The sequence below is a fragment of the Cyanobacteriota bacterium genome, from assembly GCA_027618255.1.
Taxonomy (GTDB): Bacteria; Cyanobacteriota; Vampirovibrionia; order LMEP-6097; family LMEP-6097; genus JABHOV01.
In genome coordinates this window covers 39,875-56,035 of record JAQCFG010000004.1, presented here as the reverse complement: position 1 = coordinate 56,035, position 16,161 = coordinate 39,875, and the positions used below count along the sequence as shown (strand labels likewise).

Annotated in this window: 14 protein-coding genes; 11 read left to right on the top strand and 3 right to left on the bottom strand. The window is 39.9% G+C overall.

Features of this window, described 5'->3' with window-relative positions; translation table 11 throughout:
• Positions 1-517: aldehyde dehydrogenase family protein (locus O3C63_01165; GenBank protein MDA0771531.1), on the top strand; the 517-nt coding region annotated here is incomplete at its 5' end.
• Positions 518-527: 10 nt separating this feature from the next.
• Here the strand turns inward: O3C63_01165 and O3C63_01160 are convergent.
• Complete coding sequence (locus O3C63_01160) at positions 528-1,886, bottom strand: hydrolase (protein ID MDA0771530.1); 1,359 nt, start codon at positions 1,884-1,886, stop codon at positions 528-530.
• Positions 1,887-1,924: 38 nt separating this feature from the next.
• On the opposite strand from O3C63_01160, the gene pheT reads away from it, so the two are divergent.
• From pheT to O3C63_01135, 5 genes are all read left to right on the top strand, one after another.
• A complete protein-coding gene (pheT, locus tag O3C63_01155) occupies positions 1,925-4,435 on the top strand; it encodes a phenylalanine--tRNA ligase subunit beta (protein MDA0771529.1) in 2,511 nt (836 codons plus the stop codon).
• A gap of 60 nt (positions 4,436-4,495) precedes the next feature.
• Positions 4,496-5,335: a hypothetical protein gene (locus O3C63_01150; GenBank protein MDA0771528.1), complete on the top strand. Its 840-nt coding sequence runs from the start codon at positions 4,496-4,498 to the stop codon at positions 5,333-5,335.
• Between the two features lie 4 nt (positions 5,336-5,339).
• The gene (locus tag O3C63_01145) at positions 5,340-6,425 is read left to right on the top strand and encodes a type IV pilus twitching motility protein PilT (GenBank protein MDA0771527.1); all 1,086 of its coding nucleotides are present in this window, start codon (positions 5,340-5,342) and stop codon (positions 6,423-6,425) included.
• Between the two features lie 153 nt (positions 6,426-6,578).
• Positions 6,579-7,211, top strand: a complete 633-nt coding sequence (gene dcd / locus O3C63_01140) for a dCTP deaminase (protein MDA0771526.1) — start codon at positions 6,579-6,581, stop codon at positions 7,209-7,211.
• Complete coding sequence (locus tag O3C63_01135; GenBank protein MDA0771525.1) at positions 7,212-7,916, top strand: hypothetical protein; 705 nt, start codon at positions 7,212-7,214, stop codon at positions 7,914-7,916.
• Here O3C63_01135 and rimI read toward each other — a convergent pair.
• Both rimI and folK read right to left on the bottom strand, forming a co-directional pair.
• Positions 7,825-8,403, bottom strand: coding sequence for a ribosomal protein S18-alanine N-acetyltransferase (gene rimI / locus O3C63_01130; protein MDA0771524.1), 579 nt, complete (start codon positions 8,401-8,403; stop codon positions 7,825-7,827). The two genes, O3C63_01135 and rimI, sit on opposite strands and share 92 nt — an antisense overlap.
• Complete coding sequence (folK, locus tag O3C63_01125; GenBank protein ID MDA0771523.1) at positions 8,400-8,867, bottom strand: 2-amino-4-hydroxy-6-hydroxymethyldihydropteridine diphosphokinase; 468 nt, start codon at positions 8,865-8,867, stop codon at positions 8,400-8,402. Before folK ends, rimI begins: the two co-directional genes overlap by 4 nt.
• Between folK and O3C63_01120 the strand changes: the two genes are divergently transcribed.
• The 5 genes from O3C63_01120 to O3C63_01100 all read left to right on the top strand — a co-directional run bounded on the left by O3C63_01120 (position 8,847) and on the right by O3C63_01100 (position 16,108).
• Entirely contained in the window at positions 8,847-9,911 is a 1,065-nt protein-coding gene (locus tag O3C63_01120; protein ID MDA0771522.1) for a prepilin peptidase, read from the top strand. The two genes, folK and O3C63_01120, sit on opposite strands and share 21 nt — an antisense overlap.
• Before the next feature lies 1 nt (position 9,912).
• Positions 9,913-11,253 (top strand): PilN domain-containing protein, encoded by a 1,341-nt coding sequence (locus O3C63_01115; GenBank protein ID MDA0771521.1) that lies wholly within the window; start codon positions 9,913-9,915, stop codon positions 11,251-11,253.
• 154 nt (positions 11,254-11,407) lie between these two features.
• Positions 11,408-12,949, top strand: coding sequence for a hypothetical protein (locus O3C63_01110; protein ID MDA0771520.1), 1,542 nt, complete (start codon positions 11,408-11,410; stop codon positions 12,947-12,949).
• Between the two features lie 237 nt (positions 12,950-13,186).
• The gene (gene fusA, locus O3C63_01105) at positions 13,187-15,301 is read left to right on the top strand and encodes an elongation factor G (protein ID MDA0771519.1); all 2,115 of its coding nucleotides are present in this window, start codon (positions 13,187-13,189) and stop codon (positions 15,299-15,301) included.
• 213 nt (positions 15,302-15,514) lie between these two features.
• The gene (locus tag O3C63_01100) at positions 15,515-16,108 is read left to right on the top strand and encodes an aminodeoxychorismate/anthranilate synthase component II (GenBank protein MDA0771518.1); all 594 of its coding nucleotides are present in this window, start codon (positions 15,515-15,517) and stop codon (positions 16,106-16,108) included.
• Positions 16,109-16,161: the final 53 nt, after the last annotated feature.

The following is a 16,161-nucleotide window of genomic DNA, read 5'->3' as shown; positions in this document are numbered from 1 at the left end:
TGACGAAAGTAATTTCATGGGTCCGGTGATTAGCGAGGCGCAAGCTAGTAAATTACTTCAAGCGCAAAGATCTTTAGCGACCAAGGGTGCAAAGGTTTTGCTAGAAATGAAACATATTGGCGGAGCTTTTGTTAGTCCAGGGATCGTTGATTGTACAGGGCTAATAGTGGCAGATGAAGAAAATTTTGGACCGCTGTTGAAAGTCTACAGAGTCAAAACCTGGGATGAAGCCATTGAGAAAGCCAATGACACAGAATATGGACTTAGCTCTGGTTTAATTAGCGACAGCCAAGAGCTCTATGATGACTTCCGTCATCGAATCAGAGCGGGACTTTGTAATTGGAATACGCAAATCACAGGAGCCACTAGTGCTGCGCCTTTTGGGGGTATAGGTTTAAGTGGAAACCATAGACCGAGCGCTTACTATGCTGCTGATTATTGCGCTTATCCAGTTTCTTCAATGGAGGTAGGTGAGCTTACATTGCCAGAGAAATTGAGTCCTGGAATTGTTTTGTGAAGCTATTTGTTCAGGATGACAGTTTTTTGAGTATTGCAAGACTCAAACTAACTCTCTCCTCAATAGAATCTAAACAAACAAACTCCTCTGCTGAGTGGATCTTGCCGCCTCGCACTCCAAGAGTGTCGATATTGACTAATCCATGTTCAAAGAGATTATTACCGTCACAGCAGCCGCCAGTGTCTTTTTTAGAAATGGAGATATTAAGTTCTTTGGCACAACTGGCTATTAAATCATAAAGCGCTTCGAGCTTGGCGTTGGGGATTTTGGGTTTGCGGTTGAATTTACCGTGCAGTTCTAGTTTGATATTTTCTGTTTGGTTGATTTTGTCGATGATTTTATTTAACTGATTCTCAACTATGATCATGTCTTCGTTGTTTTCGATTCTAATATTGATGCCAAGGCTCGCCAGCTCAGGGACTACGTTTAGAGGTCCTCCACCCTCTATTTTGCCAAAGTTGATGATGATGGATTCAGAGTTGAGCTTATTGGCTGCTTGAATAAAATCAGAAATTGCAAGAATAGCACTTGCTCCCTCGTTGAAGGCTCTGCCGACATGAGCTGCTTTACCATGAGCAATGAGAGTGAAGTTGCCCGCGCCTTTGCGGCGATAGGCTATAGATCCGTCTTCAAGTCCTGGTTCATAAATCAAACCAAGCTCATTGTTTTTTGCCAGCTCGGGAAATAGAGTTTGCGAACCTGGTGAACCAATCTCTTCGTCTGAGTTCAAGAATACTTGCCAAGCTATTTTGCCAGCATCTGCGCTTGCTTCAAACAACTCAAGTGCTTGCATCATTACTACCAAACCGCCTTTTAAGTCAGCCACCCCAGGCCCGTTTAAAATAGAGCCTGTCCGCAAAGTCCCACCTGCTGCGTTACGCTCGTGCTCGTCTCCGGGGGCATCAGTTCCAACTTGTTCACTTTTGCGTATGTAGTTACCCCTAAACAATTCCGGCTCAGTCAACTCAGCCTCCCCACTCTTCGCAAGCCTTGCATCTGGAAGCTTTTCGGATAGGCTCTGGATTTCAGTACAAGTCTGGAACTTGGAATCAACAGGATAGACCGTGTCCATATGCCCCATCAGCAAAATTGGTTTTGCGCCGGCATTGGCATTAATTCGTTTGATACTGAGAGCTTTGCCAAGTGGGATTTTGAGTTCTTGACCTTTGTTATCGACACTGATTTGATTAGGAAGCTCGATCTCCTCGATTTTTATATTTTTAAATCGTTTTTGATACTCAGCTTGGATTCTATTGGAGACCTGGGCGATGCCGTCTAAGTTATAAGAATGCGAGTTGATATTGGCTAGAGCCTTAATTAACTCAATTGCTTCTTGATAATGATTGCTCTTGTCTTGTTTATTGCTCAATCCTTATATTGTACGGTATTTTTGCTAGAATATTGCCAATGAAACTTTCTTACAACTGGTTAAACGATTTTGTTGATTTGAGCGATATTAGCTTAGAGAAATTAGCCGAGGAGCTTACCATGTCAGCTTTTGAGGTTGAAGGAATTGAGACTACTGGTAATGCACTTGCTGATGATGTGGTTCTTGGGCAAATCAAGGAAATTATTAAGCATCCAGAAGCGGATAAATTACAAATTACTCAAACACATGTTGGTTTTAATGAAGACGGAACAGAAAATATCCTGCAAATAGTTTGCGGCGCGTCTAATATTGCTGTTGGGCAATTGGTGCCAGTAGCTACGGTTGGCTCCAAGGTCATCAATAGACATGACGGGACTGAGTTTCAAATTAAAAAATCCAAGATCAGAGGAGTTGAGAGTCTGGGTATGCTTTGCTCGCCTGATGAGCTAGGACTTTCTGAGGCTACTGTTACCAAGATCAAAAAAAAACAAGGCGATGGAATTTATATCCTAGATACTAGCGAGAAGATAGCTACGCCGATCGCCAAAGTATTAAACCAAAAACAAGACTATGTGCTTGATGTTGGCGCAAGAAGCAATCGCGGTGATGCTCTCTCTGTCTACGGACAGGCGCGTGAGATAGCAGCCATCTTTAAAAAAGACTTGAAAACTACTAGGCTTGGTAAAAATCAATTTGACACTTCAGTAAAATCAATCAAGCCAGAAATCACCGACACCAAGGATTGTCAGCTTTTTTATACTATCGCTATTGAAGGTATCGAGATCAAAGAATCGCCACAATGGTTGCAAGATCGTATTAATGCAATGGGCATCAACTCAATTAATAATGTAGTTGATATTAGTAACTATGTTTTGCTTGAGCTCGGTCAACCAATGCATTTCTATGATAGAGCCAAGATCGTTGGAGATAGTTTGACAGTAAGGCGCGCTCAAGCAGGCGAGAAGATATTGACTCTCGATGAGAACGAAGAGGAGCTAAGTGAAATTAATTTAGTGATCGCAGATGCCAAGGGACCAAGTTCTCTTGCTGGTGTCATGGGTGGTATGGACTCTTCTATTAGTGATACGACTAGAGATATTGTGATTGAAGTTGCTGTCTTTGATCCAGCGACAGTGCGCAAAAGCTCAAGAGCTGCTGGTATTGAATCAGAGTCTAAGCGCAGGTTTGAGCGTGGTGTTGATAAAGAGATGAGCAAGACGGCTTTGCTTAGAGCCGTAGATCTATTGAAAGAATTAGCATCTCCAGCGGGAGCCAAGTTGAAGATCGGAGAGATTTTAGTTGCTGGTTCTGAGAAGATATTGGAGCAGTCAGTGACTTTGAGAATTACAGAAATTAAGCGACATCTTGGAATTGAGATTGAATCTAAACAGGTAATTGATTTACTTGCTAGGCTCGGTCTTAAATTTCAAGGTGGTTCAGACTCCAAACTCAAATTTGCTATTCCTAGTTTTAGGCAAATGGATATAACAAGAGAAGCAGACCTGATTGAAGAATTGGGTAGACTCTACGGCTTTAGTAATATTCCGGCTCAAAAACCTGCATCAAGTGTTTCTGCGCTGCAAGAGCAAGATCAAAAACAAAAAATAATGGCGAGATTACGCCAGGCTTTTGTCGCTTCTGGTTTTGCTGAAGCCTGCTTGAGTAGCTTGATTGGTGATAGTTTGACGGATTTGGATGCAATCCCTGCCAAACTCACTCAAGTCAATCGTGGTAACTCAATAGCGATGGATAATCCATTGTCGCGTGAGCATCGTGTTTTGAGACAATCGATGTTGCCTGCTTTGATTCAAGCAGCAAGTCGCAATTATGCTTATGACAAAACCATAGATATTAAATTATTCGAGCTTGGCAAGATCTACCATTTTGTCGGTGATGCCGCTACGACAAGTGACTGTGATGCTCGGGAAGAAAATAAAGTCGGAGCCATTATGGTTAAGACTGAAGCCGATTGGACTCAAAGCAAGTCTAAGACTTTGGCTGAGAACTTCTTTTATTTCAAGACTATAATTGAGAATCTTTATCCAAGAGCGAAGTTTCAAGCGATTGGTCCGGTTGAAGATTTAGAGCTAGGATCATTTGTACACCCGGGAATATCTGCAACAGTGTTTCAGGATAATCGTTGTATCGGACTGATTGCAAAATTGCATCCGAGTCTTGCTGCTGAGTGGGATTTGCCTGATGAGACTTATGTCTTAGAAATGGATCACCCCAAATTGGTACAAGTTAAGTTTAAGCCTATTGCTTCAACTCCAATTACAGAAAGAGATATAACTGTTGACAGTGATGATGAGACTAATTGCGAAGTGATTTTGTCCATGATTGAACGATCTAAATTAACTAACCTTAAAGCTATTAAATTATTGAGTCTTTATCGAAGAACAGACGAAGATGTAATTTCGAAGAGTTCTACTTTTAGACTGAAGTTTCAGTCAGAGACTGAAACATTGAGTGGCGAAGTGATTGATCAGGAGATTGCAAAATTGAAGAACAAGCTTGAAGCTGAATTGGGTGTTGCTTTTAGGGCTTAGTTGTTAATACATCATTGTGAGTATTGTGCCAAAATCAGGCTTCGGTGTTAAGATATGAACATGCTGCGTAATAAAGAAGTAAGGTTTGGTTTCTTAGCTCAGGCTCTTTTGCTCACGGTTTTGTTTACAGCACCAATGCCATTTTTGTTGCAATGGACGAAAGCCATTCCACTAATTAGTTTAGTACTTGGTGAAGTTAGTTTAATATTTTTGTTTCTTCTTGCAACCATGCCTAAGTCAAGTATGCGCAAGATTACCAAGGTTGGAGTTTACTATCTATCTTTTATTGGTACAAGTTTTGCAGTTTTGAGTTTTGTACCTTTTGATATTAATCACAAACTTTTTGCTTTTAATGAAGCTAGTCTGGGACTACCTAGTTCTGTCTCTGTGAATATACTTGGGATTATTGTTTTGAATCTCGTTGCCTCACTGGCTTTTGGCTTGGAGCTTAATCGCCATGGACCAGAGGCTCAAGTTGAAGTAGCATCCAGTACGGGCTCGCTTTACGAACTCTATCTAGAGGATTATGAACAAAGCAATAATAAAGAAGAAACCAAACTTGGTAGTATTGAAAGAGCTTTATTAGAGAATTTGCATCCTGATATTACTAGTGCAATTTGTGTTGACAAAGATGGTAATAGTTTGACTAGTACTTTTTTTCAGTGGAATGGAATGCCGCAAGAAACTCTAATTTCTGCTTTTGCGGATCATAATACGATCGGTAGAGATATTAATGGTTCTTCTTTATGTCAGTTGCTACTGAAGGATAATCAACATTGGTATATGGTTTCAAAATATCGTGGTAAGTATTTACTCCTACAAGCTGCTAATAAAAATACTGCGCCTTTGATGGATACAGGTTATAAGGTGTTCAAAAGTTGTGAAGCGGGTATAAAATAGATATATGATCAAGAAATTTCTACAGTTAGTTTTAGATACAGGGGCTAGTGATTTACATATTTCTGCTGGTGAACCGCCGATGCTTAGAATCAATGGTGTTTTGCAGAGAACCGATTTTGCTATTTTTGATAAAGAGCAAGTCAAAAAAGTTTGCTATAGCTTTCTTACTGAAAAACAAGCCAAGACACTTGATGAAACTAATGAGCTTGATCTTTCTCATGGTATCGATGGCATGGGTAGATTCAGGATCAATGTTTATAAAGATAGGCTTGGCTATGCTGCAGCTTTCAGAATTATTACTGAGAATATTCCTTCACTTGAGCAGTTGGGTTTGCCGGCTACCACTAAGGATGTCGCCAAATTGCCAAGAGGTTTAGTTTTGGTTACTGGACCAACTGGTTCTGGTAAGTCAACTACATTAGCTGCAATTATGGATTGGATTAATACTCACAGAGCTGAGCATATACTAACTATTGAAGATCCAATTGAGTTTGTTCACAAATCCAAGAAAAGTCTGATTAACCAAAGAGAGGTTGGAGCAGATACTTATAGCTTTAGTGCTGCTCTCAAATCAGCTCTACGTGAGGATCCTGATGTGATCTTGATTGGTGAGATGCGTGACCTTGAAACTATTTCACTGGCAGTTACTGCAGCTGAAACAGGACACTTGGTTTTTGGTACTTTGCACACTAGCTCCGCTGCTACAACTATTGATAGATTGGTTGATGTTTTCCCGCATGAGCAACAAGCACAAATTAGAATTCAATTAAGTGGCTCACTCAAGGCTGTGCTGTCTCAAACTCTACTTCCAAAGAAAGATGGTAGCGGTAGATGCATGGCTATGGAGATCATGACTGTGACTCCTGCTATTTCCAACTTGATTCGTGAAGGCAAGACTTCACAAATATATTCTGCAATTCAAACTGGCCGTAAGGAAGGTATGCAAACACTAGAATCTTCACTTGCTGATCTTTATAAACAAGGACTTGTTAGAATTGAGGATATTATTGCTAAGAGCTCCAAGGCCGATGAGTTGCGCAATTTACTTGGTTCTGATGTGATTACTCAAGAGTTGCTGGCAGCTGGTTAGAGCATAACTAGATTTAAGATATTATGTGCAAGCTGAGGTTCTCCTTGTATTTACTAGTGATTCCAGGTATGGGGTTTTTGTGATACCCGGGGTGGGGTTTGATTATTGATTTTTAATAGACTGGAGGGCATTAACTCGGTAAAATAATAATCAATGGTTCTTCCTGGTTTGATTTTATTTACTCTTTATTTATTGCACATGATTTTTTATGCGCCTGGTAATTTAGTGGATTGGCAAATTCGTTTGTATATGACACTCGGTTTATTGCGCATTGATAATTATCGCAAGGAAGCTGTCCAGCCTAATAGTCTTGATGTGCATATGGCTAGAGACTTTGCTAGGCAAATGGCAGATGGAAGTTTTGAAACTTTTGAAGCGGATTTTATTATGCTTAATCCTGGTGAGTTTGTACTTGCAACTACTGAGGAGTATTTTTATTTTCCTAGTTATATTCATGGAGTGCTGCAAGGCAAAAGCTCTTGGGCAAGGCTTGGACTCTATGTTGAGTCTGCTGGTTTGTTTGATAGCGGTTTTCAGGGTGAGGCGGTTGTTGAATTAACTAATCAAGGCAAGACACCTTTGGTCTTACAATCTGGCAAAGCAATTGCACAAATGATTTTTGCTAAGAATTTGTTTGTTGCTAATCCTTACGGTAAGAAAAAACATGGTGCGAGTAATTACCAAGGACAACGAGGTGCAAGGCAAAGTGCACTTGATAGAGTTATTGCCAAGGATCGTAATAAGCAAGATGAGCTGAGTGTTGCCAGCAAGGCTGAGCTTAACTAAATGTCCATCAAACCCTTAACTGCATTTGCTTTGAGTCTTGGGCTTGGAGTAAGTCTTGCTGCAGAGGAAACGCCTAGGGCAGAGACCACTAAGCCAGCAGCTCCGATTCATGAGCTTCATCAAGCTCCGGACCTAGCTGATTTGGCTTTACTTAAAGACAAGGTTATTGGATTGAGAAAACATCTTGAGACTTTTGCTGCTAAAGATTTACGTGAGGAGCTGAGTCTTTTAGTTGACCTATTTCAAGCAGAATCTATAATTTCTGCTGATGAATCTAGAGATATTAAAACTGTTTTAATTGCGAGGACTAGTGATGGTGAATTAGTAGATCTTGCTTCTAATCTTTGTGATACCTTTGATTTTAGTTTAGGAAAGGCTATTCAAGAATACAAAGCAACTAAGACTCATGAGATCACTCTCAAAAGAGAAAGATTGGAAAAAATTAATAGCAAGTATATTTTATTAGATAGTATTGCTGCTTTGAATTTATATTTTACACTTTTTGATCCAGCTAAGTACCATCAATTCAAGTATGAAGTTGAAAATAGTTTTAGGTCTAGAGAGGATCATAGCAATGTCGATAATGACCTGAAGCGATTGGAATGGCTGCAATTCAGGATGTTTGCGGCAAAGAAAGGCGCTCAAGTTGCTCAAGGTAGTTCTGTTGAAACTCATCAGTTTGAATATCAGAGGTCCAAAGTATAAGAGCTGATTCACCATCGCTCTCGTAATAATTCTTTCTAATCCCTTGTTGCTGAAAATCATAACGAGCGTAGAGCTTTTGGGCAGCGGCGTTACTTAACCTAACCTCAAGACTAATAGATTTGATTTTGGCAGCTATGGCATCAGCAATAAGTGCGATGATAATTGATTCAGCGATTTTGTTACGGCGATAATCTGGATCAGTGCCAAGAGTCATGATGTGCATCTCGTCGAGCACGTGCCAGGCGCCGCCGTAACCTAAGACCTCACTAGTGTCTTCACCTGCTTCATCAAGTCTGGAAGCCACAAAGTAAACTGCATTAGGGTTAGCTAGCTCATTCGTAAAAATATTGCGGGTCCAATGCATCTCACCAAATACAATTGGGTCAAGTTCTGTAACTCTGTCTACGTCACTAAGATACATCTTGCGGATGCAGTAGCGAGGGTTGGCTGCAAGGCTTGCTTTAGCTTGATCTACAACTTTGTTCATCTTGCACCACCTTGCGAGGCTGACAGATCCAAAAGCTCATTCAGCGGCTTCATCACAAAATCACGCTCCTGCATTCTTGGATGCGGCAATATCAATCTCTCTTCGTCCATCTCAAGATCACCAAAGCGAAGAATATCGATATCAAGTTGGCGCGATAATTTGCGACCTCTTGAATTGCGATCTGGGTCAATATGAATTTCAAGGTCTAATACAAAATCAAGTAATTGAATTGGATTGAGACTAGTTTGGATTTCGATAACTGAATTAAGGAAGTCTTGAGGACCAGCACCCTCAATTGCGGGGTTGTCGTAATGACTGGACTGAGCAATTACTGAAATAGCAGTGTGATTATCAAGTAATTCGATTGCTCTATTAAGATGATCTGCTCTATCGCCAAGATTAGACCCTAAGCCAAGGTAGGCTGTAGTAAAATTGTTTTTGACATGATGTTGAATTTGGTCCAAAGTTTTAGCCCTGCGTTAGCAATTATAGCTTTTTTCTTTGGTAGTTTTGCCAATGTTTTGATTTATAGAGTGCCACTTGGCCATTCGATACTCACGCCACGCTCATACTGCCCAAGTTGCGGTCATCAACTTCTTTGGTATGAGAACATTCCACTAGTAAGTTATGTTTTTCTCAAGGGTGCTTGTAGCCAATGCAAAACAATCATTCCAATTACTTATCCCATTGTTGAAGCAATAGTTGGGATGCTCGGTATTTTTATGCTTGAGCATGTTGCAAGTCTGCAAGAATATTTTTTCACTTTGATTTTAATTACCATTGCTGTTGCACTTGGTTTTATTGATGTCAAGCATCATCGCTTACCCCATGCCCTTACTTATACTGGAACTATTTTTGTGGTTTTGTATATTTCACTATTCTCTAGCCCTTTTTATGATTCGGTTCCAGCCTATACCAAACTACCAGATGCATTGGGGGAATTAGCAACTGGGATTGGTTATTATGGCTTAAGTATTTTGGTGATTGATGCTTTGACTCATACTGCTAATTTATTTTATTTTAAAGAGAAAGCTCTACATATTGCAAGTTCTGGAATTTGTTTTAGGAATGAATTTTTGGCTAAGTATGTGACTTGGCTCTATTTGATTTTGACAGCGATTGAATTATTTTTGGCTTATAAATATCCACTAACTATCTTTTTCTGGTTCAATCTTGCACTCGGCTTGTCTTATTTGGTTAATGAAATTTGTATCGATTATGTTTTTGCAAATCAGGGCGCAGAAGAAACAGATGAACAGACTTTGACTGTTTTTGGTGGAGGCGATGCTAGTTTTCTTGCTTTGATGGCTTTAGCCTTGGGGCCGGTAATTGCGCTGATGGTTTTTATTGTGGCTTGCTATATTGCTTTGTTTCAAGTGATCCTCGGTAAGATAAAATCGTTTTTCTCCAAGGATTCAGTTAAGCTCACATCGAAATACACCCCATTAGGAGGTGCATTGGCTTTTGCATTTATTGCTGCTATGATGATTTTGGAAACTCGTTTCTGATATGAGCAAAGATAACCTAATACTAGACTTCAGTGAAGAATATATAACTATGCAATGTCGCGGCATTGAGTTTAGTTCTGATATCAGTTGCGAATATTTTTGGAATAATACAGACGATGCAGTTGAGCACCTTAAATCAGAAATAAGTTCTAAGGGATTTATTAGTTCTGACTTGATTATCAGTTTGCCTATTACTTGTATTAATTATCAAATAGTTACTTTGCCTGACAATGTTTCTGACAAAGAGAAGTTGGTTTTTCTTGGTCTTGAGTTGAATCATAAACTCATTGGTAAGAGATTTGGTATTCGTAGGCTAGATGTTACTGGAAGAGTAGAAGCTGATCAAGAGCTTTGCGATTATATTGTACTTGCTCCAAAGGCAGAAGCATATGCCAAAGTTGCACAACTTGCAAAAGCACTTGAGCGCAATATTGCAATGATAGTACCGAGTTTCACTTTACTTGGTGCTGAGCGCCACAATGAACTTCGTGCTACAGCTTGGCTTGGTGATGATCGAACTGAGATAGTTATTTGGGGTAAAGACAACCCATTAGCTCTTGCTTATATTCCTAATACTGGAAATCAAATCGGTGACGTCAATAGATTTATTGTTGAATATTTTGATCACGTTGATGATTTAAGTCTTTCTATGGTTTATCTCTTTGGACCGAAGATGAGAGATGAATCTCTTGGCTTTGCTTTGAGTTACCCTCATGCAATTTTTGCCGATCCAGTTAAATATTTATCACGTAATTTGCATAAAGCTCCCGAGCAACTCAATATTGCCAATATTACAAAGTTGCCGAAACCATCACTGGCATTGACTCCGCGTAATTTAACTTATCTTGGTTCTGCTCTTGCAGTTGTAATTCTGGTTTTCTTGACGGTGTTTACTCAAGCGGGCACTCTTCGCGAGAAAGGCAAACTTGCAGTACTAGAAAGAAAATCAAGTAGCTATCGTAAACAAATCACTACTTACAAAAGACTCGAACAAGAACAGGCTGAATTGAATGCTGAGCAAGATTTTTATATGGGGATCACCAAACGTAGAACTCCCTGGGCAACGATTCTTGAAGACCTTAGTGATTTAACACCAGCTGAAATGTGGTATGAGAGAGTGAACGCAAGCAAAAGCAAAATTTTGCTTCTTGGTAAAGCAAGATCAACCGAGGATGTTTCAGATTTATCAATCAACCTCAATAATAATTCGCATTACTTCCATGATGCTTTGATTATTGGTACTCGCGATTATGAAGACGAGTCGAATGCAAAATATAGCGAATTTCAACTTCAAGCTAAATTAAAATCTCCAACAGGAATGTTTACTGAAGAGAATAACTAAATTTGCCAGTTCAGGGGTTTTTACCCATAAACATTAGGTTCTGAGAATGATAGGATTTCATTGGATCCGGGAGCTTGTCGGAGAATTCAAGAGCAAGGCATGCGCATAACACTTGATTGGATTATTCTGACAACCTAATAGGTTTTACTATTCAATGATTGCCACCTCATCATCAAGTGCAGCTACTACGTACAAAGAGGCCGAGAACTTACTGGGTATTAGGGAGCTTTCTGCCAAAGACAGGATTAGTTTTACAAGTTTGGTCGGCTGTTCTCGATCTAGAGTTGCCATTGCCTCTTGTCCTCGGGATAAAGATGCAAGTGATAAAGACAATATCAAATTACATCAAATTGAACTGACTGGTGCTAATCAATGTGACACAGTCAAAATTATTTTAGATATTTTTCAGACGCTGTCAACGAAGGGACTTGAGATTGCCAACTTCAATTTCCCTGGTTTTGCTGTGCAAGAAGATCCCGAGAAAGCTGAAGCTATTATTCAAGCTAAAATCCCAAATCTTAGTCCAGGTTTGTATGCTGTTGCTAATGTTGATTTAACGGATATTGATGGCAAGACCCCGCTGCATCCAAGCTCTAATCATTTAATTGATCTGCCGCAAGAATTACACCAGAGAAGTCCAGATCGACGGCTTGTCTTTATTGATTCTTTTAACCCTCCATCAATGCCTTATACACTTGGTGCAGGTAAAGATCTGACTGTCCATATTTGCAATGATTCTGTGCGCACAATGCTAGGAGCCTTGTGCTCAGTGCACGATAAACGAATTCAGCAGATGATTCAAGAAGACAAGATTGCTAGTGTTGGTGGTTTCATTAATGGCACTGGATTTGGATTTGGTATCGGGCGCAATTATAATCCAAGAGCAGTTCGTTTTAATGAAGTCGTGAATGATGAACTTGGTTACCAATCTCTCCCTGACTTTCTTGTTGGACCACTTGATAGATTAGAAGGTGACAATAAGCCGGTTGAAGTTGAGCAGTGTTTTGCTGGTGGACAAGAAGCCGTAACGGACTTTGCAAGGCTCAAGGGAGTTCGTCGAGAGATTGCGATTTTGTATAATACGCTCTATTCAAAAATTAATCAGCCCAAAGAACGAGATGACTATTTACAAAGACTTGCGATTTACTATAATGATGCAGCTGAAAAATATAAACTAGACGCTCATATTACAGTAGAAGATATCAAGGCAAGTAAACTCTACAAGGCTTTTGAATCAGGAAAGGCAACTGCAGAATTTGTGATTCCTACTAATAAACAAGTAGTTGATTTTGCTAGTGCTGATTATGGCGGTGTCGACAAATTTACGCATATGTTGATACTGAATTTGTTTGCTAGGCAAGGTGAACTGATTGCAAGAACATACAAGAGTGAAATCCAGCAGATGAAACTATTGGCAATTGCTGGAAATCATGTTATCGATAGTTTGGATAGATTGAAATCAATGAGGGAAGCATTTATGAGGCCGTTGTTGGTTATAAATCCTGAACTTCATCTCTTCTCGCATGCTTTGCATGGCTCTGAAGGACTTGAAAATATGGCTGTTGATATGCTGAGACTGTCTGCTGGATTGGTTCCACATCAAGAACAGCCTGTGCCAATTCAAATTCGCCCGACTAGCCAGACGGGTATATTAGGACGAACTTGGGCTTGGATTAAGTCACTTTTCGGGGCTTAATTAGCTCAGCAAGTACAGATGATACTTGCTTGTCTAGAAGATCAACACGTGCAAAGACAAGTCGATACGTAGATTGAGCGACAGATACCAGGGTCTGGAGGAAGACAATCAGAATAAAACATTAATATGTATATGACTTATTGTTTCTCGCTTCCATAAAGACCTAGAATATATAGATATAGACGTCATCTAGCGCTCTGCGCGCTGGAATAAACGTTAGATCTAAAGGATAATAAAATGGCACGTAAAATTAAGTACGAAGATTATAGAAATATTGGGATTGCTGCGCACATTGATGCTGGTAAAACTACTACAACTGAGAGAGTTTTATTCTTCTCGGGCAAGATTCACAAAATTGGTGAAGTTCATGAAGGTACATCAGTTACTGACTGGATGGAACAAGAGAAAGAGCGTGGTATTACGATTACTGCAGCGGCAATTTCAACAGAATGGAAAGGCAAATTTATTAATCTAATTGATACTCCGGGTCACGTTGACTTTACGATTGAAGTTGAACGTTCTATGCGTGTGCTTGATGGTGTGATTATTTGTTTGTGTTCAGTTGGTGGTGTTCAACCCCAAACTAAAACAGTTTGGAGACAAGCTGATAGATATAAAGTTCCACGTCTCGTTTTTGTAAACAAAATGGATAGACAAGGTGCTGATTTCTTTAGAGTTGTTAAACAACTACAGAAAGAGGTTCGTGTGAATGCCAGACCACTACAGTATCCTATTGGTTCTGAAGATCAATTCAAAGGTATTGCAGATTTGCTTGAGAAAAAAACATATGTCCATAAAGATGATGTTGGATCTGATATTGAAATAACAGATGGTTTCCCTGCTGATATTGCTGATGAGTGTGCAGTATTGAGAACAGAATTAATTGAGTCAATTGCAGAAAACGATGATGCGATGATGAATAAATATCTGGAAGAAGGTGAAGAGGCGTTTACTGTTGAAGAACTTAAAACAGGACTTCATAATGCAGTTGCTAAATTGCAAGTGATTCCTGTTCTTTGTGGTTCAGCTTTTAAAAATAAAGGTGTTCAAAAATTACTTGACGCTGTTATTGATTATTTACCTAATCCTCTTGAAGTAGAAGCTATTAAAGGTTTGGATCTGAACGATAATGAAGTTACTCGTGAATGTGATGACAATAAACCAATGGCTGCTCTTGCATTTAAAGTAATGACTGACCCGTTTGTTGGACGTCTTACTTTTATTAGAATGTATTCTGGTGTAATCAATTCTGGTTCTTACGTTTATAACGCAAGCAGACGCGGCAAAGAACGTGTGTCACGTTTGATCAAGCTTCAGTCTGATGATAGACAAGAGATTGAAGATATTCGTGCTGGTGATATTTGTGCGGTTGTTGGTTTTAAAGATACAACTACTGGAGATACTATCTGTGATGAGAAGAATCAAGTTATTCTTGAGTCACTTCACATCCCTGAGCCGGTTATTTCAGTTGCTATTGAGCCAGCTACTAAAGTAGACCAAGAGAAACTATCTTCAGCGCTTCACAAGTTGGCTGAAGAGGATCCTACCTTCAGAGTGAAAGTAGATCACGAAACTGGTCAAACAATTATTTCTGGTATGGGTGAGCTTCACTTGGAAATTCTTGTAGATAGACTCAAGCGTGAATTCCAAGTAGACGCTACTGTTGGTAAGCCGCAAGTAGCTTATAGAGAGAGTATCCGCAAACCTGCTACTGTTGATATGAAATATGCTAAGCAGTCTGGTGGTCGTGGTCAATATGGTCACGTTGTTATTGATTTTGAACCAGCTCCAATTGGTAAGAAAGAAGATGGCGAAGAGCATCCTCCACTTGTATTTATCAACAAGATTGTTGGTGGTATTATTCCAAAAGAATATATTCCAGCTGTTGAGAAAGGTATCAAAGAAGCTATGGCAGGTGGGGTATTGGCTGGTTACGAAGTACTTGGTGTACAAGCAACGCTTAAGCATGGTTCTTACCATGATGTTGACTCGAACGAGATGGCATTTGGTATCGCTGGATCTATGGCGCTTAAAGAGGGTGTTGCAAAAGCAAGTCCTGCAATTCTTGAGCCTGTAATGAAAGTAGATATTGAAGTACCTGAAGAATTTATGGGTGATGTTATCGGTGATATCTCTGCAAGACGTGGACGTATTGATAAGATGGAAACAGACAAAGGACTTTCACAAGTTGCTACTGTAGTGCCTCTTGCAAATATGTTTGGTTATGCTACTGATATTCGTAACAAAACTAAAGGTCAAGGTACATTTACTATGGAGTTCTTGGCTTACGAAGAAGTTCCTGCTAATGTGGCTGAAGAGATTAAGACTGGCAAACAAAAAGCCACCGCATAATTTAGAGCTGGGTCTTTTGTGATTTAACATCGTTACGCGAGTTCTCATGTGTGTAAACACATGAGAACACGCCCCTGCGGGGCTTCGCAAGCCTTGTTAAATCAAACAAATACCGCATCTCTAAATTGTCGTTAGTCGGGCTGTCATCCTGAGAACTGAACGAAGTGAAGGACGTTAGGATCACAGTGAAGTAGAACCTGCTACAATCGTCTCATGCCAAAAGTCCTAGTGATCGACAACTACGATTCCTTCGTCTACAACCTCGTCCAGTACTTCGCTGAGCTTGGTGCTGAGACTATCGTTTGGCGTAACGATGAGTATCCTATCGATCAAGTTGTTAATGAAGTAGCAAAGGTGAAGCCAAGTCATATACTTATTTCTCCTGGTCCAGGCAAGCCTAAAGACTCAGGAATTAGTCTTGAGATTATCCGTGAGTTCAAGGGTAAGATTCCTATTTTGGGAGTTTGCCTTGGCATGCAAGCGATGGGCGAGCTGCATGGAGCTAAAGTAGTGCATGCTCCAGAATTAATGCACGGCAAGACTAGTGAAATAACTCATATGGGCACTCATGCCATTTTTAAAGATATACCAGAGACCTTTATTGCGACTCGTTATCACTCTCTTGTGGTTGATAGAGCTAGTTTAGATGCTGCTCCACAGCTTGTTTTAGAAGCAGAGGTTGATGGGATTGTTATGGCTTTAAGTCATAGAGATTATCCAAGTTTGATTGGAGTGCAATATCATCCAGAGTCTATTTTGAGTGAGTATGGACATAAATTACTAAGTAATTTCCTTGAAATTGCCTAGTAACTTATGGCAGCAAAGCTGCCTGTTTGTGGAGCCTGCAGCTCCTGCATGCG